The 26,559-nt window shown below is 70.6% G+C and carries 17 protein-coding genes; 3 read left to right on the top strand and 14 right to left on the bottom strand.

Translation table 11 applies throughout. From position 1 onward, the window contains the following. The 5 genes from ACZ619_RS38585 to trpC all read right to left on the bottom strand — a co-directional run. Nucleotides 1–1,690, bottom strand: a 1,690-nt coding sequence (locus tag ACZ619_RS38585; RefSeq protein WP_469609440.1) for a condensation domain-containing protein, incomplete at its 3' end; no start/stop codon positions are given. 42 nt (nucleotides 1,691–1,732) lie between these two features. Then, complete coding sequence (locus ACZ619_RS38580; protein WP_469609437.1) at nucleotides 1,733–8,443, bottom strand: amino acid adenylation domain-containing protein; 6,711 nt, start codon at nucleotides 8,441–8,443, stop codon at nucleotides 1,733–1,735. A 728-nt stretch (nucleotides 8,444–9,171) separates the two neighbouring features. Beyond that, complete coding sequence (locus ACZ619_RS38575) at nucleotides 9,172–10,566, bottom strand: MFS transporter (RefSeq protein WP_469609434.1); 1,395 nt, start codon at nucleotides 10,564–10,566, stop codon at nucleotides 9,172–9,174. A gap of 15 nt (nucleotides 10,567–10,581) precedes the next feature. Continuing rightward, entirely contained in the window at nucleotides 10,582–11,181 is a 600-nt protein-coding gene (locus ACZ619_RS38570) for a helix-turn-helix domain-containing protein (RefSeq protein WP_469609431.1), read from the bottom strand. A 408-nt stretch (nucleotides 11,182–11,589) separates the two neighbouring features. Beyond that, the gene (trpC, locus tag ACZ619_RS38565; protein ID WP_469609428.1) at nucleotides 11,590–12,396 is read right to left on the bottom strand and encodes an indole-3-glycerol phosphate synthase TrpC; all 807 of its coding nucleotides are present in this window, start codon (nucleotides 12,394–12,396) and stop codon (nucleotides 11,590–11,592) included. A 190-nt stretch (nucleotides 12,397–12,586) separates the two neighbouring features. Here trpC and ACZ619_RS38560 point away from each other — a divergent pair, with 190 nt between their 5' ends. Next, nucleotides 12,587–13,966, top strand: coding sequence for a salicylate synthase (locus ACZ619_RS38560; RefSeq protein ID WP_469609425.1), 1,380 nt, complete (start codon nucleotides 12,587–12,589; stop codon nucleotides 13,964–13,966). 131 nt (nucleotides 13,967–14,097) lie between these two features. Here the strand turns inward: ACZ619_RS38560 and ACZ619_RS38555 are convergent, their stop codons facing one another. The 9 genes from ACZ619_RS38555 to ACZ619_RS38515 form a co-directional block, all read right to left on the bottom strand. Then, the gene (locus tag ACZ619_RS38555) at nucleotides 14,098–15,129 is read right to left on the bottom strand and encodes a methyltransferase (protein WP_469609422.1); all 1,032 of its coding nucleotides are present in this window, start codon (nucleotides 15,127–15,129) and stop codon (nucleotides 14,098–14,100) included. Nucleotides 15,130–15,334: 205 nt separating this feature from the next. After that, the gene (locus ACZ619_RS38550; RefSeq protein WP_469609419.1) at nucleotides 15,335–16,168 is read right to left on the bottom strand and encodes a tryptophan 2,3-dioxygenase; all 834 of its coding nucleotides are present in this window, start codon (nucleotides 16,166–16,168) and stop codon (nucleotides 15,335–15,337) included. Then, the gene (locus ACZ619_RS38545) at nucleotides 16,165–17,709 is read right to left on the bottom strand and encodes an amidohydrolase family protein (RefSeq protein ID WP_469609417.1); all 1,545 of its coding nucleotides are present in this window, start codon (nucleotides 17,707–17,709) and stop codon (nucleotides 16,165–16,167) included. Before ACZ619_RS38545 ends, ACZ619_RS38550 begins: the two co-directional genes overlap by 4 nt. Then, a complete protein-coding gene (locus tag ACZ619_RS38540; RefSeq protein WP_469609414.1) occupies nucleotides 17,706–17,957 on the bottom strand; it encodes a phosphopantetheine-binding protein in 252 nt (83 codons plus the stop codon). The genes ACZ619_RS38545 and ACZ619_RS38540 overlap by 4 nt, the downstream gene beginning before the upstream one ends. Before the next feature lie 2 nt (nucleotides 17,958–17,959). Beyond that, nucleotides 17,960–19,612, bottom strand: coding sequence for a (2,3-dihydroxybenzoyl)adenylate synthase (locus tag ACZ619_RS38535; protein ID WP_469609412.1), 1,653 nt, complete (start codon nucleotides 19,610–19,612; stop codon nucleotides 17,960–17,962). Then, nucleotides 19,609–20,634, bottom strand: coding sequence for a ketoacyl-ACP synthase III family protein (locus ACZ619_RS38530; protein WP_469609410.1), 1,026 nt, complete (start codon nucleotides 20,632–20,634; stop codon nucleotides 19,609–19,611). Before ACZ619_RS38530 ends, ACZ619_RS38535 begins: the two co-directional genes overlap by 4 nt. A gap of 25 nt (nucleotides 20,635–20,659) precedes the next feature. Then, nucleotides 20,660–21,352, bottom strand: a complete 693-nt coding sequence (locus ACZ619_RS38525) for a DUF6875 domain-containing protein (protein ID WP_469609408.1) — start codon at nucleotides 21,350–21,352, stop codon at nucleotides 20,660–20,662. Between the two features lie 121 nt (nucleotides 21,353–21,473). Beyond that, nucleotides 21,474–22,535 carry a 3-deoxy-7-phosphoheptulonate synthase gene (gene aroF, locus ACZ619_RS38520; protein ID WP_469609405.1) on the bottom strand — a complete coding sequence of 354 codons (1,062 nt, stop codon included), beginning with the start codon at nucleotides 22,533–22,535 and terminating at the stop codon, nucleotides 21,474–21,476. Between the two features lie 122 nt (nucleotides 22,536–22,657). Continuing rightward, on the bottom strand, nucleotides 22,658–23,461 hold the full coding sequence (locus ACZ619_RS38515) for an SAM-dependent methyltransferase (protein WP_469609402.1): 804 nt from the start codon (nucleotides 23,459–23,461) through the stop codon (nucleotides 22,658–22,660). 250 nt (nucleotides 23,462–23,711) lie between these two features. Here ACZ619_RS38515 and ACZ619_RS38510 point away from each other — a divergent pair, with 250 nt between their 5' ends. Beyond that, nucleotides 23,712–24,725: an Lrp/AsnC family transcriptional regulator gene (locus ACZ619_RS38510; protein WP_469609400.1), complete on the top strand. Its 1,014-nt coding sequence runs from the start codon at nucleotides 23,712–23,714 to the stop codon at nucleotides 24,723–24,725. A 113-nt stretch (nucleotides 24,726–24,838) separates the two neighbouring features. Continuing rightward, nucleotides 24,839–26,386 (top strand): MFS transporter, encoded by a 1,548-nt coding sequence (locus tag ACZ619_RS38505; RefSeq protein ID WP_469609397.1) that lies wholly within the window; start codon nucleotides 24,839–24,841, stop codon nucleotides 26,384–26,386. The last annotated feature ends 173 nt before the right edge of the window (nucleotides 26,387–26,559 follow it).

Raw genomic sequence — 26,559 nt, 5'->3', positions numbered from 1 at the left:
CACACACCAGCTCCGGCGACCGATCCAGACACACACCCACCAACTGATCCGGCCCCACACCCCGCTCACGCAGCTCACGCGCCAGAGCATTGGCCCGCTCATCCACCTCACGGAAGGTCAGCGTCCGATCACCGTGCTCGATGGCAACGGCATCGGGACACACCGCAACCCGGTCCTCGACCAACCGGTGAACCGTCGCCGTGTCCGGATACTCACCCCCCGTCGCGTTCACCCCCACCACCAACCGCTCCCACTCGGCCGGCGTCAGCATGTCGAACGACGACAGCGGTGCCGTGGGGTCGGCCGCGGCGGCGGCCAGCAGCGTCGTGAAGTGCCCGGCCATCCGCTCGGCGGTGGCCCGTGTGAACAGGTCGGTGCGGTACTCCAGGCCGGCGGTCAGGCCTTCCGCCGTCTCCGTGGCGCTGACCGTGAGGTCGAACTTGGCGAAGCCGCGGACGGTCCCGGCCTCCCGCACGGTCGTGCCCTCGAACGCCCAGCCGCCGTCCTCGCCGTTCCCGCCGTCCCGCGGCGCCTGGAGGACGAACATCGTCTGCACGAGGGGGTTGCGGGACAGGTCCCGCTCCGGCGCGAGTTCCTCCACCAGCCGCTCGAACGGCAGGTCCTGGTGGTCGTAGGCCGCCAGCGCCGTGTCCTTGACGCGCTCCAGCAGCTCGGTGAACGTCGGATCGCCCGACAGGTCGGTCCGCATGACCAGCGTGTTCACGAAGAAACCGATCATCTCCTCCGTCTCCGCGCGGTTGCGCCCGGCGATCGGAGTGCCCACCGCGACGTCCTCCTGACCGGAGTACTTCGACAGCAGCAGTTGGAAGACCGCCAGCAGACCCATGAACAGGCTCGCCCCGCGCTCCGCCGCGGCCTCCCGCAGCGCCCGCGTGACGTCGGCGGGCACCGTGAAGGACAGCGTGTCGCCGCGGCCGTCGCGCACCGGCGGACGCGGGTGGTCGGTCGGCAGCTCCAGCGGTTCCAGCCCGCCCAGCCGCTCCCGCCAGTGCGCCAGCTCCCCGTCGAGCCTGGCGCCCGACAGCGTCTCGCGCTGCCAGACCGCGAAGTCCGCGTAGCGCAGGGGCGGTTCGGGCAGCCGCGCGTCCCGGCCGGCCCGTGCGGCCGCGTACCTCTCGCGCAGTTCCCGGGCGACGATCCCTTCCGACCAGCCGTCACCGACGATGTGGTGCATCGTCAGCTGGAAGTACGCCTCGTCGTCCGCGACCCGCACCAGGTCGGCACGGAGCGGCCGGCCCTCCGTGAGGTCGAACGGGCGGCTGCCGGTGGCCCGCAGCGCCTCCCCGGCCGCCCGCTCCCGCCGCGCCGCGTCCCCGGCGCCGCGCACGTCGTGCACCGCCACCGTCACCGGCCACGGCTCGCCCACGGTCGCCACCGGATCGCCGGCCGCGTCCGCGGTGAACCGGGTCCGCAGCACCTCGTGCCGCGCCACGAGCCCCGACAGCGCCGTCTCCAGCGCCGGGACGTCCAGCGCTCCGGTGAGGTGCAGGCCGAACGGCATCAGGTATTCGGCGCCGCCGGGATCCAGTTGGTCGAGGAACCACAGGCGTGCCTGCGCGAAGGACAGTGGCGCGGGGCCCGATCCGGCCCGCCGCTGGATGTTTCCGGAGCCCGATCGCTGCCGCATCAGGGACAGCAGACGCGCCTCGGCCGATTTCTCGCCCATCATTTTCTCGGTTTCCTTGTCTGTCCGAACGATCCGGGACCGTTGTCAGGCGTGCTGTTCTTCGGACGCGAGCAGGGTGAGCAACTGGCCCTTGATTCCGTCGACGGAGGGCGCCAGGAAGAACTGACGGAGGCTGATCCGGACACCGGTCGCGGATTCCACGCGGTTGACCAGCCGGGTGGCGAGCAGGGAATGCCCGCCGAGGTCGAAGAAGTTGTCGTGGACGCCGACGCGTTCGACGTTGAGGATCTCCGCCGTCAGTCCGGCGAGGATCTCCTCGATCTCGTCGCGGGGCGCGGTGAACTCCGCCGCCGAATGCGCGGAGGAATCGCTCTCCGGCACCGGGAGTGCCTTGTGGTCGACCTTCCCGTTGGAATTCAGCGGCAGCGTGGCGAGCACCGTGAACGACGCCGGCATCATGGCCCGCGGCAGCCGGTCGGCGCACCAGCCGCGCAGCACGCCGGTGTCCACCTCGGCGCCGGGCGCGGCCACGCAGTACGCGGCCAGCCGCCTGTCGCCGGGGATGTCCTCGCGGACCAGCACCGCACAGGTGCCGACCGACGGGTGTCCCAGTACCGCCGCCTCGATCTCGCCGAGTTCGATGCGGACGCCGCGCAGCTTGACCTGCCGGTCGATCCGGCCGAGCAGGTCGAGCCGGCCGTCGGCGGTGAACCGGCCCAGGTCCCCGGTGCGGTACATCCGTGCCGCGTCACCGGCGAACGGGTCGGCGACGAAGCGCTGTTCGGTCAGCTCGGGCCGGTTGTGGTAGCCACGGCAGACGCTCGCGCCGCCGAGGTACACCTCACCCAGCACCCCGGCGGGCACCGGGGCGCCGTGCGGATCGAGGACGTACACGCTCTGGTTGGCCATGGGCCGGCCCGCGAGCACCCTGCCGTAGGGGTCGGCGCGGTCGGCACGCCAGTACGTGGTGTCGACGGACACCTCGGTGGCGCCGTAGAGGTTCACCAGGTCGCCGGTGAACCGGTCGAGGAACCGGCCGGCGAGCGACGGCTGGAGGGGCTCTCCGCTGACGAACGCGTATCGCAGGTCCGCGCAGTTCCCGGGGTCGGCCTCGGTGACGAACACGTCCAGCAGGCTCGGCACGAAGTGGAATCCGACGACGTGGTGGTCGCGCATCAGCCGTCCGACCGCCGCCATGTCGAGGCGTTCGGTCCCCGGCACCAGCACCACCGTGGCGCCCTGCCACAACGGCCAGAAGATCTCGTACGCCGAGACGTCGAACGACAGCGGCGTCGCCTGGAGGAAGCCCTCGCCCGGCGCTATGGGGAACGCGGCCTGCATGCCCGCCAGGTAGTTCACCACGCCGCCGTGCTCGGCCAGCACGCCCTTGGGCCGCCCGGTCGAACCGGAGGTGTAGATGAGGTAGCACAGGTCGGCGGGGCCGGCCAGGGACGGCGGCGGCGTGGCCGGCAGCTCGGCGAGCGGGCCGGCCTCCTCGTCCAGGACCACGCGCGTGGTGGCCGTCGGCAGCGCTTTGCTCAGCGCAGAGCGGGTCACCACCAGCGGCACGGCCGCGTCGTCGACGAGGTAGGCCAGCCGGTCCGCCGGGTGCTCGGGGTCCAGCGGCACGTACGCGCCGCCCGCCTTCAGCACACCGAGCAGCGCCGTCACCATCCACGGCGACCGGTCCAGGCACACGCCGACCGGCACGTCCGGACCGACGCCGAGGGCGCGCAGCCGGTGCGCGAGCCGGTTGGCCTCCTCCTCCAGCCGCCGGTAGGACCACCGGTCGGTGCCGCAGACCAGTGCCACCGCGTCCGGGGCCAGCGCCGCCCGCTGTTCGAACAGGCCGTGCAGCGTCACCGGCTCCGGCAGTGGCGCCGCCGTGTCGTTCCACCCGGTGACGATCCGGTGCTGTTCCTCCTCCGTCAGCGTCCGCAGCCGCGACAGGCGTGTCCCGGGTGCGGTGGCGGCCGCGGCCAGCAGGGTCGTGAAGTGCCCGGTCAGCGCCCGTACCGTCGAGGTCTCGAACAGGTCGGTGGCGTGCACGACGGCGCCGCTCAGCGAGCCGTCCGGCTCCTCGGCCAGGTACATGCCCAGGTCGAACTTGGCGTCGTGCCGGTCCGTCCCCGCCTCCTGGACCGTCAGCCCGGGCAGCCGCCACGCGTTGAGGTCCGGCACGTTCTGCAGTACGAACATCGTCTGCACGAGGGGGTTGCGCGACAGGTCCCGCTCCGGCGCGAGCTCCTCCACCAGCCGCTCGAACGGCAGGTCCTGATGGTCGTAGGCCGCCAGCGCCGTGTCCTTGACCCGCTCCAGCAGCTCCGCGAACGTCGGATCGCCCGCCAGATCGGTCCGCATCACCAGCGTGTTCACGAAGAAACCGATCACCTCCTCGATCTCCGCACGGTTGCGCCCGGCGATCGGGGTACCCACCGCGACGTCCTCCTGACCGGAGTACTTCGACAGCAGCAACTGGAAGACCGCCAGCAGACCCATGAACAGACTCGCCCCGCGCTCCGCCACGACCTCCCGCAGCGCCCGCGTGACGTCGGCCGGCACCGTGAACGGCACCACCTCGCCGTGCGTGCCGCGTACGGGCGGACGCGGGCGGTCCGTCGGCAGCTCCAGCGGTTCCAGGCCCGCCAGCCGCTCCCGCCAGTGCGCCAGCTGTCCCTCCAGCACGTCGCCGGACAGCCAGGCGCGCTGCCACACGGCGAAGTCCGCGTACTGAAGCGCCGGCGCGGCCAGCCCGTGCGGCTCCCCGGTCGCCGCCGCCGTGTAGAGCGCGGCGACCTCGCGGGCCAGCACCCCGGAGGACCAGCCGTCGTACGCGATGTGGTGGACGGTGACGGCCAGCAGGTGCTCCTCGTCGCCGAGCCGCACCAGAGCCGCCCGCAGCACCGGGGCCGTCGCCAGGTCGAAGGCCCGCACGGCCTCCGCGTCCGCGATCCGCCGCGCCTCCTCCTGCCGCGCGGCCGGCTCCAGGTGCCGCAGGTCGTGCCGCTGGGCGGTGACGGGTCCGGGCGGGTCCACCGTCTGCACCGGCTCGCCGTCCGGGCCGGCGGTGAACCGGGTACGCAGCACCTCGTGCCGCGCCACCAGCCCGGTCAGCGCCGTGTCCAGGGCGTCGGCGTCCAGCGGTCCGGTCACCCGAAGCGCCACCGGCATCAGGTACTCGGTGCCGCCCGGCTCCAACTGGTCGAGGAACCAGAGGCGTTGCTGCGCGAACGACAGCGGCAGCGGCCCGGCGCCGCGCGGTACCGGCCGAATCCGGCCGTCCTCGCGCCGTCCCGCTTCGGCGACCGCGGCGGCCAGCCCCGCCGGGGTCGGCGCGGCGAACAGCGCCCGCACCGGCAGGTCGGCGCCCAGCTCCCTGCGGATCCGGCTGGTGACCCGGGTGGCGAGCAGCGAATGTCCGCCGAGGTCGAAGAAGTTGTCGTGCACCCCGATCGTGTCGACCCCCAGCAGTTCCGACCAGATCGCGGTCACCGCCGCCTCCACCGCGTCGCGCGGCGCCGTGTACTCGGTGTCCGCGTCGCGCCGGCTCTCCGGCGCCGGCAGCGCCCGCCGGTCGGTCTTGCCGTTCGGGTTGAGCGGCATCGCCTCCAGCGCGACGAACGCCGCCGGCACCATGTACTCCGGCAGGTGCCGGCGCAGGTGCGCGCGCAGCTCCCCGGCCGGCGGCGCCGCCTTCCCGGGCGCGGCCACGGTGTACGCCACCAGCCGCCGGTCGTCCGGGGTGTCCTCGCGTATCAGCACGGTCGCCGCGACCAGCGCTTCGTGGGCGGTGAGCGTCGCCTCGATCTCGCCGGGCTCGATGCGGTAGCCGCGCAGCTTGACCTGGCCGTCCGCCCGTCCGACGAACTCCAGCACCCCGTCGGGCCGCCACTTGACCAGGTCACCGGTCCGGTAGACCCGGTGGGTGGCACCGCCGACGACACGTTGTGCGAACTTCTCCGCCGTCAGCTCGGGCAGCCCCAGGTAGCCGGTGGCCAGACCCTCGCAGCCGATCCAGATCTCGCCCGGCACACCCACCGGCACCGGCATGCCGTGCCGGTCGACGACGAAGACCTTCGCGTTGTCCACCGGCCGGCCGACCGGCACGGCGCGGGGCACCGCCGTGATCCGCGCGGTCGTCGCCTCCTGCGCCGCCTCGGTCGGTCCGTAGCCGTTGAGCAGCGGCACGTCCGTGCGAGCGAACCACTGCCGCACCTGTTCGCGCTGCAACGCCTCCCCGCCCAGCCGCACCAGCCGGAGGTCCGGCCCGGTGCCGCCGATGTCGTCCAGCTGCGTGGTCATGGAGGCGAACGCGGACGGCGTCATCCACCCGACCGTCACCCGGCCGTCGCGCACATCGGCCGCCAGCCTGTCCGGCGCCCACCGTGCGTCCCGCAGCACGATCGAGGCGCCGCTGGTCAGCGCCGCGAAGATCTGGCCGACGGAGGAGTCGAACGCGATCGACGCGAACTGGAGCACCCGGTCGTGCGCAGTGAGCCCGAGCTGCCGCGCCGTCTCACGCATGCGGGCCCGCAGCGCCCGGTGGCCGATCTGCACGCCCTTGGGCCGGCCGGTCGAACCGGAGGTGTAGATGGCGTACGCAGCGGTGTCCGGGGCCGCTGTTCCCGCGGTGTCGGCGGGCCGCTCGGTGAGCGGGTCGGGTGCCGCGTCCGGCAGCAGCTTCGGTACGTCCGCCGGCAGGCGGTGCGCGTGCGCCGCCTCGGTGATGATCAGGGGCGCCGCGCTGTCGGCGATCATGTAGGTGAGCCGGTCGTCCGGGTACTCCGGGTCGAGCGGCAGGTAGGCCGCGCCGGACTTCAGCACCCCGAGGACGGCGCAGATCATGCCGGTGCCACGTTCCAGCAGGATGCCGACGAGCTGGTCCGGCCGCGCTCCGCGCTCCCGCAGGAGGTGCGCGATCCGGCCGGCCCGCTCGTCGACCTGCCGGTAGGTCAGCGTGCCCGCGGAGTCGGTCACGGCCGGCGCGTCCGGGGACTCGGCCGCCCGCCGCTCGAACAGCTCCACCACGGTCACGTCGTCGGAGGCGTCGGTGACGGTGCCGTTCCACTCGGTGAGGATCTGCCGCCGCTCGGCCTCGGTCAGCAGCCCCGCCGCCGACACCGGGGCGGACGGATCCGCCGTCACCTCGTCGAGGAGCTGGGTGAAGTGGCCGGCGAACCGCTCCATCGTCGCCCGCTCGAACAGGTCGGTGCTGTAGACGAGCGTGCCTTCGAAGGCTCCGTCGGCGGCCTCGGTGACGTACAGCGTGAAGTCGAACTTCGCCTCGGGCGCCTCGATCTCCAGCGGCTCCACGCTCAGCCCGGGCAGCGACCACGTGCCCGTGTCCGGCACGTTCTGCAGTACGAACATCGTCTGCACGAGGGGGTTGCGCGACAGGTCCCGCTCCGGCGCGAGCTCCTCCACCAGCCGCTCGAACGGCAGGTCCTGATGGTCGTAGGCCGCCAGCGCCGTGTCCTTGACCCGCTCCAGCAGCTCCGCGAACGTCGGATCGCCCGCCAGATCGGTCCGCATCACCAGCGTGTTCACGAAGAAACCGATCACCTCCTCGATCTCCGCACGGTTGCGCCCGGCGATCGGGGTACCCACCGCGACGTCCTCCTGACCGGAGTACTTCGACAGCAGCAACTGGAAGACCGCCAGCAGACCCATGAACAGACTCGCGCCGTGCGCGCTCGCCGTCGTTCGTGCCCGCTCGGCCACTTCGGCGGAGACGGCGAACGTCACCGTCCCGCCCGAGCCGCTGCGCACCGCGGGCCGGCGGTGGTCGGTCGGCAGCTCCAGCGGCTCCAGTCCGCGCAGCCGCTCGCCCCAGTGGTCCAGTTGCTCCCGCAGCACGTCACCGGAGAGCCAGTCCCGCTGCCAGACCGCGAAGTCCGCGTACTGGAGCTCCGGTTCCGGCAGTCCGGGCGCGCCGGGCGCGAGCGCGGCCGCGTACAGCGCGGACAGCTCCCGTGCCATCACCCCGGACGACCAGCCGTCGAACGCGATGTGGTGGACGGTCACCACGAGCAGGTGCTCCTCGTCGGCCAACCGCACCAGGACCGCCCGCACCATCGGGCCCTCGGCCAGGTCCACCGGCACGAGCGCGTCGGCGTCGGCCATCCGCCGCGCCTCCCGCTCCCGGTCGGCCTCCGGAAGGTGCCTCAGATCGCGCACCGGCATCGGTACGGGCCGCGGCGCGCCGATCACCTGGTACGGGATGCCGTCCTCACCGGCGCTGAACAGGGTACGAAGCGCCTCGTGCCGGGCGACGAACGCGTCCAGCGCGCCGCTCAGCGTCGGCACGTCCAGCGGGCCGCGCAACCGTAGGCCGATCGGGATCAGGTACTCGACGCGGCCGGGCGCCAACTGGTCGTAGAACCAGAGGCGTTGCTGCGCGAACGACAAGGGCAGCGGGCCCGTTCCCCGGTCGGCCCGGCCGATCGCCGCCTCGTCCGGCACGTCCCACGCGCCGGACGGGCTGTCGCCGAGGCTCTCCTCGAACAGCATCCGCGCCCGCCGCAGGGCGAGTTCGGACAGGTGCGCGGTGAGCGAGCGCACCGTCAGCGGGCGCGGGACGTCGGCGGGGTCCATATCGCTGCCGAATTCCGCACCGACCCTGCGCAGCATCTCCGCTTCGGCGCCCGCGTCGGGGAATTCGGTCTCCGCGCCGATTTCGATCGGGCTCAGGATGATGTCCCGCCAGATTCCGGCGACGCGGATCTCCGCCGGAGACATCGTGCCGCTTTCGGCGTCGGCTCCCACCGGAGAGCCCGCACTGGGATTCGTCGTCATGCGTCCACCCGATTCTCGTCGTCGGCCTGCCCGTTCACGGGCCCGCCGTCCTTCGCCCGATGTCGATGCTGGCACCGGGCGGCGCCCCGGATAACTGGTCACTTTCACCACGCGCGGAGGTGGCCGCATGTCCCCGCCCGGGCGGGGACCGCGGACGGCGAGAACGCGCTGCCGGGTCGTCCCGACGGCGAGAGCGCGCTGCCGGGTCGTCCCGACGGCAGGGACGCGCTGCCGGATCGTCCCCGCCGGGGCCCGGCGGTCGGTTCATGCCGGGTGGCCGGCGCCGGCGCACGACGTGCGGACACCGCTGCCGTGGGCGGCCGCGGGTGCCCGACCGGACGGCACCGGGTGGCACCGGCCGACGCGGGCAGCGGGCAGCGGGCAGCGGGCAGCGGGCAGCGGGCAGCGGGCAGCGGGCAGCGGGCAGCGGGCAGCGGGCAGCGGGCAGCGGGCAGCGGGCAGCGCAACGGTGTGGACCGGCTCGGCGTCACGGGACGGGTGGGGGCGTTCCGGAGTGACGGCCGGTGCCGGCTGTCACGCGACGCGGTCTACGGAACCGCGTGGAAAGCCGGGAGGCCGGGAGAGCTGCCGCGGCAACGCGATGTGCCCGGTCCTCGTCCGGCGCGGAGAACACGCGGAGCCGGAGGAGGACCGGGCACGATGAGCGAGGCATCGGCGGGAGGACGTTCGCGGAGGGAGGCGCTTGCGCGAGCCGCGGCCCGGGGGCGTCAGGCGGCGGGGACGACAGCGGCTCCCCTGGCCTCGGCCGAAGCGTCCGCGACCGCGCCGCCTGCACCCTGCGCGACGGCGGAACCCGGCGTGGAGGCAACGGCGGTCGGCACCGCGGCGGCGACCCGCATCGTCCCCCACTGCCTGTTGAGCCCCGGCAGGCCCACGGCGAGCAGGTACAGGCCGCCAACGATCCACAGTGCCCCGGTGACACCGGCCATGGCCACCACGCCCGCGCCGAACAGGCCGCCGAAGGGGATGCCACCCCAGGTGACCGCCTGGGACATCGTCTTGACCCGGCCGAGCAGGGCGGGGGGTATCAGTTCGTACGTCACGGCGCCGACGATCGGGTTGACGAAACCGGAGCCCAGCCCGCCGACGGCGAACACCGCCAGGACTCCCCACACCGGGAAGCCGGCCGCCATCGCCACGAAGCGGGGGACACCGCCGATCAGCATGCCGACCAGGTACGCGGTGCGGCGCGGCAGGCGCTCGGCGAACGCGGCCGCCACCAGGGACGAGACGACGGAGGTGGCGGCGAAGACGCTGACGACCAGTCCGATGGTCTCGGGTCCGGCGCCGGTCTCCTTGGCCCACACGGGCAACAGGACCGTCATGAAGGCCTGGTCGAGCAGGTTGGTGGCGGCGAGCATACCCACGATGGACCGCAGCAGGCCGGCCCCGCGCAGGAAGTCCGCGCCTTCGCGCAGCCGGGTCAGGTAGGGGGCGTCGTGGGCGGCCGGTGCCTGCTCCGGTTCGGGCTCGGGGTTGCGCAGGAACACCGCGACCACGAGCGCGGACAGGCCGAACAGCGCGGCGGTGACCCAGAGCGCGTAGACGCTGCCGAAGGAGGCGACGACCACGCCGGCGACGGCAGGCCCGGCGGTGGTGGCGATGCGTTCGACCGCGCCGCACAGTCCTGTTCCGCGCTCCAGCGGCACGCGCGCGGCCCGGGTGGCGGCCGGCACGAACACGCCCTTCGCGCCGTTCGCCGGCCCGTCGGCAGCGCCGATCAGCGCGACCATCGCCAGCAGGACGGGGAAGGACAGCAGGTGGGCGAAGTACAGCAGCGGCGCCAGGGCCATCGCCGTCATCGATGTCACGTCGCCCATGACGCTGACCCGCTTCGGGCCGATCCGGTCGATCACCGGTCCGGTGAGGGCCTGGGAGATGACGTAGGGAAGGATCTGGCAGAACGCGACCATACCGGTGCGGGCGATGCTGCCGGTGGTGGTCAGCACGAACCACGGCAGCGCGATCGAGAGCACCCGGTTCGCGGACAGCGAGGCCGCGCTCGCGGACAGCAGGCCGATCAGCGCGCCAGGTGCGCCGTGGACCGATTCCTGCCCCTGGAGCCCCTCACCGGCCGTGCCGGCGGGCCGTCGTCTTAACATCGCTCTCACTCCGTTTCATTCGTGCTCGGCCGGGGGGCCGTCGTCGGGTACGGGGAACAGCTGGAACTGGAAGGTGACGCGGGCCGCGTCCTCGGCGGCCTCGCCGCTCACCGCGGCGGCGGTGCGGCGCTTGAGCATGCGGTGGAACTCGGCCATCAGCTCCTTGGCCTCGTCCGGGGTGAGGCTCAGTGCGTAGTCGCCGAAGTCCTGCGCCTCGCGCCACTCACGCGAGAGGTCCGGCGTGGCGTGGACGGCGCGGAAGAGCGCGTCCGTCCAGACCCGGGCGAGCGACTCCAGCAGCGCGGCGCCCACCCCGTCGGCCTCCGCGAACAACTCGGTGTCCGGCAGCACGGTGTTGGCGTGCGTCGCCTGCCACCACCGTTCGCGGCGGACGCCGCGACCGGCGACCTCGCTGATGAAGCCGAACTCCGCGAGCCGACGGAGGTGGTAGCTGGTCGCCCCGCTGTTCTCGCCGAGGCGCCGCGACAGCACCGACGCCGTGGCGGGTCCCTCCGTCCGGAGGATCCCGAGGATGCGCAGCCGAAGGGGATGCGCGATACCCCGCAGATTCCGGGCATCAAGGCTCACTTGGGGCTGGGGTTCGTTCGGCTCCATATCCTCACCTTACGAGTACACAGAAATATTTGCAATGAAATCTATGTACTGGCAAGTAACATGACTGACCGGACGGCGGCACGGCTGTTGCCCACGGGAACGGTGCACTCGCGTGTCACGGCGTCATGGCACGCGTAAGAGCCAAGACGGATGAGGCCGGATCACGCCCCCGGGCCGGCCAGGAGGCGGCGTCCACGACCTGGTACCCCGGTGTCGGTGATGACGCCGAGCCGCCGCACGCGCGCACTCGTCGCCGTCCTCACACTCTCCGGTGGTCAGGTCGGCATCAACGGCCAGGTCCACGACGAGACCGAAGGTGTGAACCCCGTCGCGGATCGAGGCGACGGGGCACTCGAACATGTGGAGCGGAGCACGGCCGCCCAGTCATGGCAGCCGACGGTCGTGGGATCAGCGGCCTCGAACGTCCCGGCCGGCCTCCACCAGAGCGGACACGGCCGCGGCCGGGTCGGGCGCTGTGACCAGGTACTCGCCGACCAGCACCGCGTCGGCACCCTCGCAGGCGTGGCGGGTCACGTCGCGGGGACCGCGGATGCCCGATTCGGCGACGGTGACGACTCCATCAGGAACATGCGGCCTGACCCGGGAGAAAGTGCTTTGGTCGACTTCAAGTGTCCTCAGATCACGGGCGTTCACCCCGACGACGGATGCACCCGCGTCCACAGCCGCCCGTGCTTCCTCGGCGTCGTGCACCTCTACCAGCGCGGCCAGGCCGATCTGCTCGGCCAGCTCGATCAGACGGACCAGCCGCTCCTGTTCGAGCGCCGCCACGATGAGCAGTACGATCTCGGCACCGCAGGCCCGAGCCTCCCACACCTGGTAGTCACTGACGACGAAGTCCTTGCGCAATACGGGGACATCCACTCGGTCGCACACCCGCCGAAGATCCGAGAGGGAGCCGCCGAACCGGCGTCCTTCGGTCAGGACGCTGATCGCGGCCGCGCCCGCGGCCGTGTAGGCGTCGGCCAGGGCCGCGGGATCCCCGATGTCGGCCAGGACGCCACGGGACGGACTGGCCCGCTTCACCTCACAGATCACCTGCACCCCCGTCCCCCTGAGGACGGCCGCGGGATCGGCCGGTTCAGGTCGCGCGCTCGCCTGCTTCACAACAGCCTCCAGGGGCATTCGCGCGGCACGTGCGGCAGCGTCCGCGCGGGCGCCGTCGACAAGCAGGTCAAGGACGGTGCGTCGGTTCATGAGCACAGCTCCCAGCGAACGCGGAAATCGGCGGCCAGTGCAGTGGCTGACGACGCTACCCGCGCCCCGAACGCTTCTCCATCGCCCTACCCGCTGTGTAACCGGGATGAAAGAGCAGAGAAAGCAGTCGCTGCCAGCGTTGGCGCGGAAGCAGTACCCGTGCACCGCCCCCGGGGCGGAAAGGGGAGCCATGGCACACCGTCAGTACCCGCATGAGTTGCGGATCCATACGCAGATCGACCCGCTCACGGCGTCGGGCCGACTCGCCCGTTCCGCGACCTTCGGGAAATTCGTCGTCTACGAGCGCCAGGGGACGTGGACCTTCGCTGGCGGGGCGGCTGGGGAGATCGTTCTGCACCACGACGGCTTCCGGGTGCGCTGGCACGAACGGGAGAGTTCTTTCCCGTTCCCCAAGGACCCGGCACGCGGTCTCTCGCAGATCCTGTCGCAGGCGCCCGTGGACGACTGGAGTCTCTACGGCTGGGCGGCCTTCGAGTTCGCCTACGCGCAGGCCGGCCTCACCGACCTCATTGACCCGGGTGTCCTGCTGCACATGGTGGTGCCGCAGGTGGAGATACATCTCCGCGCGGACGGCGCGGTGCTGCGCGGCAGCGATCGCAGGCTCCTGCAGATCCTGGCCGACGTGGTGACCGAGCCGGGTGACGACCCGTTGCCGGTGCCCCTCGCGCTGCCCGTGGACGACGTCGGTGGCGAGGAATACCGCAAGGCTGTGGCCTCGGTGATCGAGGACATCCGCGCCAGCCGGCTCAGGAAGGCCATCGTCTCGCGCACGGTACCGGTCGGATTCGACCTTGACCTGGTCTCGACGTATCTGGCCGGGCGGCGCGGGAACACTCCGGCCCGTTCGTTCCTGCTGAGCCTGGGCGAACTGCGCGCGGCCGGCTTCAGCCCGGAAACCGTGGCCGAGGTGTCACCGGACGGCGAGATCATGAGCCGTCCGCTGGCGGGCACCCGAGCGCTGCACCCCGAAGACCGAGTCCGCAGCGAGCGCCTGCGCGCGGATCTCGTGGCCGATCCCAAGGAGGTCTTCGAGCACGCCATCTCCGTCCAGCTGGCCTGCGAGGAGCTGGAGCGCATCTGCCAGCCCGGAAGCGTACGGGTCGAGGAGTTCATGCAGGTGCTGGAGCGGGGCTCGGTGCAGCACCTGGCCTCGGCGGCCGGCGGGCGGCTGACAGCGGAACACGGCCCGTGGGACGCGTTCGCGACGCTGTTTCCCGCGGTGACCGCTTCCGGCATTCCCAAAGCTGCGGCCTATCGCACGATCCACGCTCACGAGCCCAGGCCCCGCGGGCTCTACAGCGGAGCCGTCCTCGCGGCCGACGCGCGCGGCTCGCTCGACGCCGCCTTGGTACTGCGGACGGTTTTCCAGCGCCACGGCCGTACGTGGCTACAGGCCGGTGCGGGCATCGTCGCCGATTCCACCCCTGATCGCGAGTTCGAGGAGACTTGCGAGAAGCTGCGCAGCGTATCCCGCTTCCTGGTCCCCGCCGACCCGGCCACCGCCGTCACCGCGGCATCCACTCCACTGGGACAGACCGTCACGAGCTGAATCCCCCGCCGCTCGTGCGGTCACCGTCCGGCCCCGGTGCGGAAGTCTCGCACCGGGGCCGGACGATTTCTGTCGCACCTGCCGCCAGGCCGACGGCACCGCGCCGAGGGGCACCTCAGCCGAGGCGCATATCAGTCGGCCACAGGCGACTTGAAGCCCTCCACGACACCGTGCGGTGTCCAGGTGTCGACGGTGATACGCCGGTGCGCGGCGTAGCCGAGTTCGTCGAGCCAGCCCTCGTAGGCACACCACGGGTACACCGTGCTGCTCTCGAAGGGCAGGGTGGTGAAGTACACGCCGTCCAGCGCCGTGTAGAGCGGCCCGGCTCCGTCGTCGTCGGTGAACGCGTTGAAGACGAGCACTCTGCCGTCGTCGGGCAGGGCCCGCAGCGACTTGCCGAGGAGATGTCTGTTCTGGTCCGGGGACCAGATCACGAGCTGATGGGCGAACAGGTGGCAGTCGTAGCCGGTCGGATAGTCGTCGTCGAAGATGTCAGCGGCGTAGGTGTCGATGCGGTCGGCCAGCCCGGCACGGGCGATGTTCTCGTTCGCGACCTCCAGGGCACCTGGGCGGTCCAGTACGGTGATCCGCAGGTGCGGGTGGACCTGAGCAAGTTCGATGGCGTTCAGCGCGCCGCCGCCTCCCACGTCGAGGATCCGGCGGATGCCGGAGTAGTCGACGCCGCGCACGAGCACCGGGTTGGAGACCTGAGACCAGGAGTTCATCCCCCGGTAGAACAGTTCTTCGAGGCCTGGGGTGTTCGACAGCCGGCTGTAGAGGTCCCGCGTCTCCCCCGGGAAGTGCCGCAGCCCGAGGTTCTCCCCTTTGCGCAGGGAGTCCGTGTAGTCCGCTGCGGGCGCGTAGGAGATCCTCGCCTGGAACTCGACGATGTCGCGCAGGTTCGCCCAACTGCCGTCGGCGATCGCGTCGTCGACCACTCGCGCATTCGTGTAGTTCTCACCGCTCTTGACGGTGAGCCGCAGTGCCGTGGTCCCGAGGAGCAGCACGGCGGCCGAGCGCTGTTGCAGGCCGAGAGCCTCGGCCACCTGGTCCCTGGTCAGGCCCGGACGAGTGTGCAGCAGTTCCGGCAGACCGAGTTCACAAGCCGCGTTGAGCTGCTGGAAGGCAGCATGGCCGAAGAGAACCGGGACGAGCTCGGGCATGGTGAGAGGGGAAGGGACGGTCACTTGGATCTCCTGTCAGGTGTCTCGGGCGTTGTCCCAGAGCCGGCGTCGGTCTCTGGCACTGCCGAAGAGGGCGGCCGTGGGGCCGTCGGTACGCGGTGCCGGCGAACTCCACGGCCGCTGCGGAGCATTGCTGGAGAGCGCATCGCCCGCGTTCCGGGCGTGCTCGGGTGATACGGCGGCCCTAGAGACGGGTGCGCGCCGACCACAGTTCGGGAAAGAACCGGTGCTCGTTGATACGCCTCAACCAGTCGAGCCCTGAGGTGCCACCGGTGCCGGGCTTGTTGCCGAGCATGCGTTCTACGACCAGGAGATGGTTCGCACGCCACAGCGAGAACTGGTAGGACACCTCGGTCAATGCTTCAGCCAGGCGGTGCGCCCCCACTCGGTTCGGGCGGTCGCGGTAGACGGACAGCCACATCTCCTCGACGCCGGGATCAGCCTCGTACTGTTGGGTCACATCGCGTTCCAGGACGTGCACGGGCACCGGCAGCCGGCCGCGCGCCAGATGGCGCAGCACCTCGTCGTAGAGACTCGGCGACGACAGTTCCGTACGCAACACCGGGTACTGGTCCAGGTGCGCGGCGCAGTCGTCGACGGTGCGCGGATCCTTGTTGCCGAGACTGAACTCGAGCGCGCGGTACATGAACGACTGGGTGCCGGACGCCTCGCCGAGGACGTCCCGGAACTCCATGAACTCGTCCGGGGTCATCGCGGTCATGACCTCCCACGAGGTCAGCAGGACCCGTTGGGCGCGCACCGCTCGGGCGAGGCTCGCGCACGCCTCGTCCCCCCGGTCCGCTCGCAGCAGTTCACGAGCCTCGGCGATCTCGGTGTGCAGCACCCTGAAAAGCAGTTCCTTGACATGGCTGATGAGGATGAACGTCAGTTCACGGGGCGAGTCGGTCCTTGGCGCAGCCAGTTCGTGCAGGGTGTCCATCCGCGCGTACGAGACGTAGGGAGGCGCGCTGTGGAGCACCGGGCATGCCAACGCCTCGGCCGCGTCGACGCCGTTCACGACGTTCCGCCAAAAGCCTGCACGTTCTCAGGTGATGCGAGCGGCATGTCGATCACCCTGCGCAGGACGTCCTCCTCGATGCCGAGAGCGCGTGCGGAGAACGAGCGCAGCGCCAGGAGATAGTCCCGGCGCAGCTCCTCCTCGTCGACGTACTCGGAGCGGCCGCCTTCCAGCAGAACCCGCCCCGCCACGATGACGGTGTCGATGTCGCACGAGCCACCGAGCTGCAAGAACGCCTCCAGCGGCCGGGGGTTGAGCAGGTAGCGCCAATCGTCGACGGGCACGAGCAGCAGGTCTGCCTGCTTGCCGACTTCCAAGCTGCCGATCTCGTGGTCCCAGCGCAGGCCGCGGGCCGGGATACGGGTGGCCATCGCCAGGGCGTCCGTGGGGAGGACGAGGGTGTTGTCCGCAGCCATCTCGTTGTGAACCTGCCAGGCAGCCCGCATGGACTCGGCCATGCCGCCCACGGGGTACACCGTGCCGTCCGTGGACACGGACACGTCCAGCCCTTCGCGAAGCAGGTCGGTGATGAGCCGGGTGTCGGTCAGTGTCGATTCGCCGGTGCTTCCGTACTTGGCGGGCGAATGGCTGATGTGCACCCGGTTTTCGACGAGCAGCTTGCGCTCCTCGGCGTCCGCGTAGGCGCAGTGCACGGCCACGAGACGGTCCGAGAGCAGGCCGAGGTCGGCGAGTCTGCGCAGCGGGGTGGTACCGAAGTAGGCGCGCATCGTCTCGGCCTCGTTGCGCAGGGAACCGACGTGGGTCGCGAACCCGGTGTCGTAACGCTCGGCCAGCTCGGCCAGACCGGTGCCGAGTTCGTCGGTCAGGTTGGTCGGGTACACAGCCGTCGGCCAGGCCCGGAGCCGTCCGGACGGGTCGTCCGCGCATGCCCGAAGGAGGTCTTCGACTTCGGCCAGGACATCGGCGGCGTCCCGGGTGCGGCGGTGGCTGTTCTCCCCCGGCGCGCACACCGCGTCGCTGACCCAGGTGCTGAGCATCGCGCGTATCCCCAGGTCGCGTACGGCGTGGGCCATGGCCGGCGGCAGGTTGAAGGAGCCGACGTCGCCGATCGTGGTGGTTCCTGAACGCAGCTGTGTCCACAGCGAGTACCGGGCGACGGCCCAGGCCTCCCCAGGGGTCAGGGCGCGCAGCATCCCGTGGAAGGAGTCGAAAGTGGCGGAGATACGCAGTACGTCTCCACCGCACGCCATGAACCCGGCTTCCTCATCCCGGTCTTGGGCGGACCGCAGGGCCCCCTTGAACGGCAGTCGCATGGCGAACATCTCGTGCCAGTGTGCGTTGACGAAGCCCGGCAGCACCATCATCGAGCGCGCGTCGACCGTCCGCATACCGTCCCTGAGGTGCGGAGCGAGCGCCCTGACGGCCTGGTCGACGTCTGCGCTGGATCCCACACGGTGAATGCGGTCGCCGACGACGAGGACGGACCCCGGTGCGTGGACACGAGCCTCGGCGTCGGCGGTGTACACCGTGCCGCCGCGGATCAGCAGCGCGGGCGGCCGCGACCGTGTTCCTCCGCTCACCGCTCGCCCTCGTCCTCGTCGGCGCCGAGCTGCGCCCACCACTGGCCGAGCGTGGGACTCGCCACCAGATCGCGGAAGCTGACGTCGATTCCACGTCGGCGCCATCGGTTGACGAGTTGCATCATCTCCAGGGAACCGAGGCCCAGCAGGACGAGGTTCTCGTCCTCGGGGATCTCCGAGGGGACCAGGCCGAGGACCTTCGCCACCTCTTCTCGTAGCTCCGTGCGGGTGAGTACGGGTGTGTTCATGATCATGGCTCCTTCCTGTCGCCGGCTGCCGCCATGGGCCGGCCGAGCCGGACCGCCAACGCCTTCTTGTCGACTTTGCCGAGCGGGGTGAGGGGCAGTTCGTCTACGTACTCCACGCGGTCGGGGAGCTTGTAGTCGGCGAGCCCCCGGCCGTGCAGCATCCGCTTGATCACAGGCAGGCCCGGCCCCCTGTCCCCCGCCGCGACCAGGACGGCGCAGGTGCGCTCGCCCAGCAGCTCGTCCGGCACCCCGACGACTGCGGCCTGGGCCACGGCAGGGTGTTCCAGCAACAGCCCCTCGATTTCCGCCGCCGAGATCTTGTCCCCGCCCCGGATGATCACGTCCTTGGCGCGGCCCTCGACGACCAGGTTGCCCTCGGGCGTGCGACGGACGATGTCCCCGGTGCGGTAGTAGCCGTCCTCCGTGAAGGCGCGGGCATTGTGTTCCGGGGCGCGGAAGTAGCCGCGCAGCGTGTAGGGCCCGCGCACGAGCAGATGGCCCGGCAGGCCGGGGGCGACTTCACGATCGTCGTCGTCCACGATGCGGATCTCGTCGGCCTCGGACATCGGGGTGCCCTGAGTGGTGATGACGGTGGTGTCGTCATCGGTGTCCCGGGTGAAGCAGAGGAGGCCTTCGGCCATGCCGAAGACCTGCTGGAGACGGCAGCCGAGCGCAGGTCCGATCCGGGCGGCCAACTGTGCGGTCAGCCGGGCACCGCCGATCTGAACGGCACGCAGACTGGAGAGGTCCCGGCGGGTCCACTCGGCCTCGTCGGCCCACAGTTGGGCCAGGGTCGGCACGAGGGAGGTGTGTGTGACCCCCTCCCGCTCGATCAGCTCGAAGCAGTGATCGGCGACCGCTTCGTCGGCGAGAACCACCGAGCCACCCACACTCAGTGTGCCCAGCACCCCCGGGCAGCCCCAAGGAAAGTTGAACTCCACGGGCAGGACCACCAGATAGACGTCTTCGGTGCCCAGCCCGCACACCTGTGCTGAAGCGCGGATCTGATAGGCGTAGTCGTCGTGCGTCCTTGGGATCAGCTTCGGCATCGCTGTCGTGCCGCCGCTGAGCAGGAAGAACGCCACAGCGGAGGGGTCCGGTTCCGCCAGTGACCGGGGGCTGGCGTCCACGGCCGACAAAGGGAGGAAGTCGCCGGCTGAGCCCAGCACGAAGACATGGCTCAGGCCGGGCACATCGGCCTGTATCCGCTGGGCCATCCCCGCGAAGTCGAAGCCCATGTGCCTGTCGGGTATCACATAGCCGACCGCGCCGGATACTTCGCACAGGTGCCGGATCTCACTGTCGCGGTGGGCGGCCAGCGCGAAGACGGGGTGCGCTCCGGCCCGCAGCAGGCCGTAGAAGACGGCGATGAACTCCGGCACGTTGGGCAGTTGCAGCACGACGCGGTCCCCCGCAGCGATGCCCTGGGCCCGAAAGCCCGCGGCCATCCGGTCAGCCCAGGTGTCCAGTGCCCGGTACGAGATCCGGCGGTCGCCGTGGATCACGGCGATGCGCTCGCCATGTACCCGGGCCCATGTCCTGAGCAGAGTGCCGAGAGTGTCGCCACGCCAGTAGCCCCGCTCGCGGTAAAGGGCGGCGGCCTCCTCCGGCCAGGGGGTACAGCCCGCCTGCACCGCGTCGGGCCGGCCGTTCACGGCGCCGCCAGGATCTCGAGTACGGCGCAGGCAGCCTCGAACCCCGGGGTGGCACCGAGCATCAGCACGTGGTCACCGGGACGCACCTGCCCGGTGGTCCACAGGTGTTCGAGCCCCGCGACGTGGTCGACCGGGCCCGCGTGCCCCATGCGCCGGTTGAACTCCCAGGTGCCCCGGGTCTCGTCGATGCCCAGCGGGTCGAGGAAGGCGTCCTTGAACATCTCCCAGTTGAGCCCGACGTTCGCGACCTTAGTGACGTCGGACATCGTCAGTCCCGCCTCGCGCAGAGTCTTGTCGACGGCTGCGGCTACCAGTTCGCCGAGATGGCCCATGGGAGGTGTGATGCCCCGGGCCCACTGTTCCCGCCAGTACTCGCGGCGCGCCTCCAGGTCGAGCGGCCGGCCTACGGTGATGCCGGGAGGGAAGAGGACCTCGCCGCCGCGATGCAGTTCCTCCATCTCGGGGTTGGACATCCCTCCCACCGCGAGCAGTCTGGCGAATCCTCCGCGTGTGGAGAGGACGGCGGCGCCTCCTCCGTCGGCCAGGACGAACAGCTTGGACGTCCGCCAGCGGTCGACGACAGGGGTGTTGAAATTGTCCCCGGTGGTCAGCAGCACGGCGGTGCGCTCCGGGGCTGCCATCAGGGCGGCCGCGCCCATCTCCATGGACGCCACGATGCCGAGGCAGCCCTGTCGGAGCTCAAGTGCGGAGACGGGGCGGTTGACGGTGTGCCGCAGCACGTAATGGGCCGCGGACCAGACATCCGGGCCCTGGTAATGGACACTGCTGTGGAACAGCGCGTCGATGTCGGCGGCCTCGTGCTCCGAGCGCTTCATCGCCTCCCTGGCCGCGTGCACCGCCATGTCGGGGGCGGGTGTGTCGTCGGCGACGGCCACGGAGATCAGACGGGCGGCCCGGCATTCGTCGGCGTCGTACCAGCCGCGTGCGACGGCCTCCTCGACCGGCACACGGGCCGGCACATACGTGCCGATACCGGCCAGGAAGATGTTCTCCACTCGCATGGGTTTCCCTTTCTCTGCCTTCGGGTCAGTGCCGTCCTGTTTCGGAACCGACCTCAGCCGATTTCTCTTCGGCCGTGGCGGAGAGCGCCGCCTGCCGCTCACTGCTTTCCTTGACAGCTTTTTCGTAGATCCTCACAAAGCGCGGATCTATCTTCGCCGACGCCGCGAAATAGCGGTCGTAGCGCTTTCGGTAATGCTCGAACCACTCGGGACTGTCGTGCAGGAAAAGAATGTCATGGAACGCCATGTTCCGAACTGCGATGATCGGAAATGGCGCACGGTTCACGGGGAACAGCGGGTTCCGGGCGGCGGGCGCTTCGCACTCCGGGTGGAACTGGCCGAGCATGAGCCCGCGCGCCACCGCGGCGTCCTTGGCGACACGATGGCCCTCGTCGATGAGCCACCAGCCCTCACGCGGCAGGTCCTCGAAAACCACGACAAGACCGTGCAGCGTGGCGTTCCGCGAGGCCCATTTGATCGACCGGAAGAGCGTCTGCGCTTCCTCGATGGCCCGCACCATCGACTCCGGCTCCAATTCCCCCCGCCATCGCCGGGAAACGGTGACGAGCGAGTCCGCACGTAACGACGGCTCGACGAACGGGCACACGGGGCCGTCCCTGCCCAGTTCCGGATGCGGGGCACTGATGTATTTCCTGAGCCAGTCGGACACCGACTCCTCAAGGTCGGCATCAAGCGGCACGAATTCATTGTTGCTCACAAGATCCCCTATTTTTGCGGCGATCGGCGATCGGCCAGAATTGCGAGCGCTCCAGGGCAGCGACGGGCCCGAGCCTCACGCAGGGGCTGGAATGCGTCTCAGCGCGGGTCTTCCAGCTTGCTCACACCTGATCCGCGGCCAGGACACCGCCCGGCTGGAGACAGCCGGCGAGTGGGCGTCCGAGCGCCGGCAACAGGTTGTCGAGGGCGGTGACGAGTTCGGTGAACCCGGTGCCGGTAAGCGCCTGGCCCGCGTCGCACAGGGCCGCGGAGGGCTCGGGATGAACGTCGACCATGATCCCGTCCGCGCCCACCGCCGCGGCGGCGAGAGCCAAGGGCTGCACCAGATCGGCACGCCCGGCCGCGTGACTGGGGTCGACGATGACCGGCAGATGACTCAGCCTTTTGGCCACGGCCACCGCACTGAGGTCCAGGGTGAAGCGGGTCGAGGGTTCGAAGGAGCGCACGCCCCGCTCGCACAGCACCACGTCCGGGTTGCCTTCGGCGAGTACGTACTCGGCAGCCAGCAGCCACTCCTCGACCGTCGAGGCCATGCCGCGTTTGAGCAACACGGGCCGACCGGCCCTGCCCACCTCCCGCAGCAGGGTGTAGTTCTGGGCGTTCCTGGTGCCGATCTGCACCATGTCCGCAACCTGAAGGACATCGTCGAGATGGGCCAGGTCGGTCACCTCGGTGACCACCGGCAGCCCGGTCTCGGCCCGCTGTTCTGCGAGCATCGCCAGCGCCTCGCGACCGTGCCCCTGAAAGCTGTATGGCGAGGTGCGCGGCTTGTACGCGCCGCCTCGCAGGACCGCTCCGCCGCAAAGGGCGACATGACGGGCCGTGCGGGCGAGCTGGTCCCGGTTCTCCACCGCGCAGGGCCCGGCCACCACCACGAAGGCATCGCCGCCGAAGGCCACGTGGGAGACCTTGACGACGGTGTCCTCGGGGCGGAACGCGCGACTGCTCAGCCGCAGGTTCCCGGCCGGGTTCGCCACGGCTTCGACACCCGGCAGTCGGTGAACGCGCGAGGCGAGGGCTTGCTTGCCGCCGTGCGTTGCTATCAGGTGCGTGCGGCCGTCGAGTACGGCGGCCCGGACGACCCTGACCTCGTCCTCCTTCAGTACCTGCCGCACGCGTTCGACATCCTCCGGCCCGCAGTACCGGTCCATAACCACGATCATGCGTATCCGTCCTTAGGCATCGCGGGGAGCAGACGGTGGCGGGCCCTATGGGCCCGAACCACCGCGAACGCTCGCAGCCGTGCCTTACAGCCCCCTTTCGCCGTGGTTTCGGGAGCCGGGACTCAACGATCCCCGTCGACCAGCCACATGCGGCCGCCGTCGGTGGCCCGGGCGTCGAACAGTGCCGGCAGCTTCCGTCCGAAACGGCCGGCGAGTTCCGCAGGATCGGTGATGTGGCAGTTCCACCCGTACCGGGCGAGCCAGTCCTCGGGGTCGTCCAGTGTGGACCTCCAGGAGACACCGGCCGCACACAGGACCTCGGCCATCTCCGCGAACTCGGCCGAGCGCTCCAGCGCACCGTTGAAGTGGTCCGCGACCAGTCGGCTGCCGTCGGCCGACATGGCGGCGACACCGATCATCAACCGATCGTTCTCCTCCTCGGTGAGGAAGGGCAGCACTCCCTCGGCACTCCAGACAGTGGGCCGCCAGGGATCGAACCCCGCAGCACGCAGCGCTCCCGGCCAGTCGCCGCGCAGATCGGCTTCCACCTGCACCCGCGTGCACCGCGGGTCCTCGCCGACGAGACCCGCGATGTCCCCCTTGAACCGCATCACGTCGGCCCGGTCGAGTTCGTAGACGTCCGTGTCCGTCGCCCAGTCCAGCCTGAAGGCGCGTGAGTCCATACCCGCACCGAGCAGCACCACCTGGCGGCAGTCGGCGGACGCCGCCCGCAGGGCGTCGTCGAAGAACCGGGTACGCACGGCGACGAAGTCCCGCATGAAGGCCCAGGTGTCGCCCACGGCCCGGCCGGCAGGCAGGCCCATGACGCGAGCGGTTCCGACGACCGCGTCAGTCAGCACCTGTGAGAGGCGGTCGTCGAAGAGCGGTACGGAGCGGTGGTACTCCATGGATCGCTCCATGGCCATGCTCACTGCTATGAGCCCAACGCCGCAGGGAAGCGCCGGGGCCGGCCCCCCTCGCGTGTTCCCGTCAGGACCAATGTTCACGTAGGTGCCCCTTTCCCCCCGTCTTGCACGATCCGTTGTGGCGCGGCCGACAAGGGTCGCCGTCGGTGCGGCCACAGCCTACTGTGCGTAATAATCGCCGGACGGCATCGAAGATCACCAGCCACTGCGCACCTACCGCTGGATGGCGACAGCAACTAGCCTCTCGCAGATGAATTCCCACACATTGGACGACCTGGACCGCCAATTGGCGCACGCTCTCCAGATCGACGGGCGTGCGTCGTTCAGCCGCATCGCCGACGTGCTCGGCGTGTCGGACCAGACCGTGGCCCGCCGCTACCGCAAACTCCGTGTCGCCGGGGCGATGCGCGTACTGGGACTGCCCAACGCCAGCCGGTTCGGCCACATCGAGTGGCTCGTGCGGGTGCAGTGCACGCCGGACACCGCGAGCAGCGTGGCCAATGCCCTGGCCAAGCGCGACGACACCTCCTGGGTGAGCCTCACCGCCGGCGGTACGGAGATCGTCTGTGTCACGCGGGCCCCACGCCGATCCGACGGCGAATCACTTCTGCTGCAGAAATTACCCCGCACCCCGAGAGTGGTGGCCGTCACCGCCCACTACATCCTCCACACGTTCTCAGGAGGCCCGACAGGCTGGCAGGGCAAGGCCCAGGCCCTCACCCCCGAACAGGCCGAAGATCTGCGCCCCCGACTGCCACCGCCACCACCGAAGGCGGAGCACGTGGAGATGCGCGACGGCGACGCGAGCCTGTTCGCCGCACTCGCCGCAGACGGCCGAGCCACCTGCCTGGAGTTGGCCGCCTTCACCGGCTGGTCGGAGTCCACGGTGAAACGAAGGCTGGAGTACCTCAGAGATACACGGGCGCTCTTCTTCGACGTCGAGATCGACTCGGAGCTACTCGGATACGAGGCCCAGGTCATGCTCTGGCTCGCCGTGCCGCCGACAGAACTGGTGACCGTCGCCGAAGGACTGTCCGCCCATCCCGAGGTGGTCTTCGCCGCGGCCACCACCGGGCCCACGAACCTGGTCGCCATCGTCGTGTGCCGAGACATCGACTCCTTCTACGAGTACCTGACCACACGCATCGGCACCCTCCAGGCGATCAGCCGGGTGGAGACGGCTCCGGTGATCCGTGCCGCCAAACGCGCAGGCCGGCTCGTCCCGATCAGCAAGCAGTTAAATTCTTCAGCAGCCAGACCGTGATGTCGATTTCCATCACTTGCGGACCAACACACATGCCGCCGGCCGCCGACCCTCGAAGGTGTGCAGGGCAAGGGGGGCTGCCTCAGCCCCGCGCTGCTGGCGAAAGGATCCGTATGCGTAAGTGGTGGCCTCTGGTGGCGATCTGCCTGGGCACCTTCATGCTCCTGGTGGACGTCACCATCGTGACAGTGGCGTTGCCCGACATGGCAACCGACCTCGACACCACGCTCTCCGACCTGGAGTGGGTGGTGGACATCTATGCCCTGGCGCTGGCCGCGCTCCTCCTCGGGGTGGGATCCTCCGCCGACCGACTGGGCCGCAAAGCGGTGTACCTCGTCGGGCTGGTCGTCTTCGCCGTGGCATCGCTGGCCTGTGCCATCGCCCCCAACGCGGGGGTGCTGATCGCCGCCAGGGCGGTCCAGGGAATCGGCGCGGCCGGCATGTTCGGTACCACGATCGCGCTGCTCGGCATGCACTACAGCGGCAAGCAACGCACCGTGGCTTTTGCCGTCTGGGGGGCCACCAATGCGGTCGCCGCAGCGGCCGGCCCCGTCGTCGGCGGCCTGCTCACCGAGTACCTGAACTGGCGGTGGATCTTCTTCGTCAACCTTCCGGTCAGTGTGATCGCCGTGGCGCTGACCATGCGAGTCGTCCACGAGGCACGACACCCCGTGCGACAGAGCGTGGACATCACCGGCATGCTCACCTTCACGGTTGCGGCCGGTGCCCTCACCTACGGGCTGATCCGAGCGCACACCGACAGCTGGACGGCATCGCCCACCCTGGGCCTGTTCGCCCTGGCGGCGCTCGCGCTCATCCTCTTCGTGGTGGCCGAGCTCCGGCACGAGCATCCGATCCTCGACCTGTCCCTGTTCCGCAGCGCATCATTCACCGGCATCATGACCGCCGCTCTGCTGCTACAGGCCGCAGCGTTCGCCTACCTGCTGTTCACGTCCCTGTGGCTGCAGTCGGTGCTCGGCTACGGGCCGGTCAAGGCGGGCCTGTACATCCTGCCGATGTGCGGCGCGGCGTTCCTCGCCTCCGCACTCGCCGGACGTTTCGGTCCCTGGCCGCCGCGTCTCGCTGTCGGGATCGGTCTGGTACTCATCGCTGCCGGCGCCGGGCTGCAGACCATCCTCAGCGCGGACTCCACCGGTGCCACGGTCATGACCGGACTCGTCGTCTCCGGGCTCGGGGTCGGGGTCGCCACCCCGAGTCTGTCCTCCGCCGCGCTGGTGTCGGTGCCCGCCGAACGCGGCGGCATGGCCGGGGGCGCGGTCAACACCTTCCGGCAGCTCGGCTTCGCCCTCGGCATCGCGGTCTTCGGAGCGATCTTCCAAGCCCGCGTCGAGCACGTGCTCAAGGACGACGGCCATGTGCCCGACCCCCATCAGGCGGCGGCCGCGCTGAGCGGAGGACAGGCCCAGGCGATCATCGCCCGCTCCTCCTCCGGTGAACGCGCCGCAGTGGACCATCTGCTCCGCGATGCCTTTGCCTCCGGGCTGAACACCACACTGTGGGTGGCCGGCGCGATCGCCGCGGTGGGTGCCGTCGTCGTCTTCGCCACAGTCCGGACAGCCGCCGCAGACGCCGAGGGACACCTGGCCGACGCGGACTCGGGCGAGTACGGACAGGAATCCCCGGCCACCGCGACGTCGTAGCGGGCGGCGGGAAACAGACGCGCGGTCCGGGGAGCCGGTGAGTTTCCGTTCCCCCGCGGCTCACCGGTGACGGGCCGCGTCCGGCCGGGGGGGGGGGGGCCCCCCCCGGGGGGCCCCCCCCCCCCCCCCCCCCCCCCCCCCCCCACCCCCCCCCCCCCCCCCCCCAACCCCGA

The organism is Streptomyces sp. NPDC104367, assembly GCF_055583825.1.
Note: the sequence above shows the minus strand (reverse complement) of the source record. Positions and strands in the feature narration are given on the sequence as shown.

Excerpts from the sequence above, each read along its gene's own strand:
- ACZ619_RS38580 (WP_469609437.1), bottom strand. The coding sequence starts at position 8,443 with ATGACGACGAATCCCAGTGCGGGCTCTCCGGTGGGAGCCGACGCCGAA.
- ACZ619_RS38575 (WP_469609434.1), bottom strand. The coding sequence starts at position 10,566 with ATGTTAAGACGACGGCCCGCCGGCACGGCCGGTGAGGGGCTCCAGGGG.
- ACZ619_RS38570 (WP_469609431.1), bottom strand. The coding sequence starts at position 11,181 with ATGGAGCCGAACGAACCCCAGCCCCAAGTGAGCCTTGATGCCCGGAAT.
- trpC (WP_469609428.1), bottom strand. The coding sequence starts at position 12,396 with ATGAACCGACGCACCGTCCTTGACCTGCTTGTCGACGGCGCCCGCGCG.
- ACZ619_RS38560 (WP_469609425.1), top strand. The coding sequence starts at position 12,587 with ATGGCACACCGTCAGTACCCGCATGAGTTGCGGATCCATACGCAGATC.
- ACZ619_RS38555 (WP_469609422.1), bottom strand. The coding sequence starts at position 15,129 with ATGCCCGAGCTCGTCCCGGTTCTCTTCGGCCATGCTGCCTTCCAGCAG.
- ACZ619_RS38540 (WP_469609414.1), bottom strand. The coding sequence starts at position 17,957 with ATGAACACACCCGTACTCACCCGCACGGAGCTACGAGAAGAGGTGGCG.
- ACZ619_RS38530 (WP_469609410.1), bottom strand. The coding sequence starts at position 20,634 with ATGCGAGTGGAGAACATCTTCCTGGCCGGTATCGGCACGTATGTGCCG.
- aroF (WP_469609405.1), bottom strand. The coding sequence starts at position 22,535 with ATGATCGTGGTTATGGACCGGTACTGCGGGCCGGAGGATGTCGAACGC.
- ACZ619_RS38515 (WP_469609402.1), bottom strand. The coding sequence starts at position 23,461 with ATGGCCATGGAGCGATCCATGGAGTACCACCGCTCCGTACCGCTCTTC.
- ACZ619_RS38510 (WP_469609400.1), top strand. The coding sequence starts at position 23,712 with ATGAATTCCCACACATTGGACGACCTGGACCGCCAATTGGCGCACGCT.
- ACZ619_RS38505 (WP_469609397.1), top strand. The coding sequence starts at position 24,839 with ATGCGTAAGTGGTGGCCTCTGGTGGCGATCTGCCTGGGCACCTTCATG.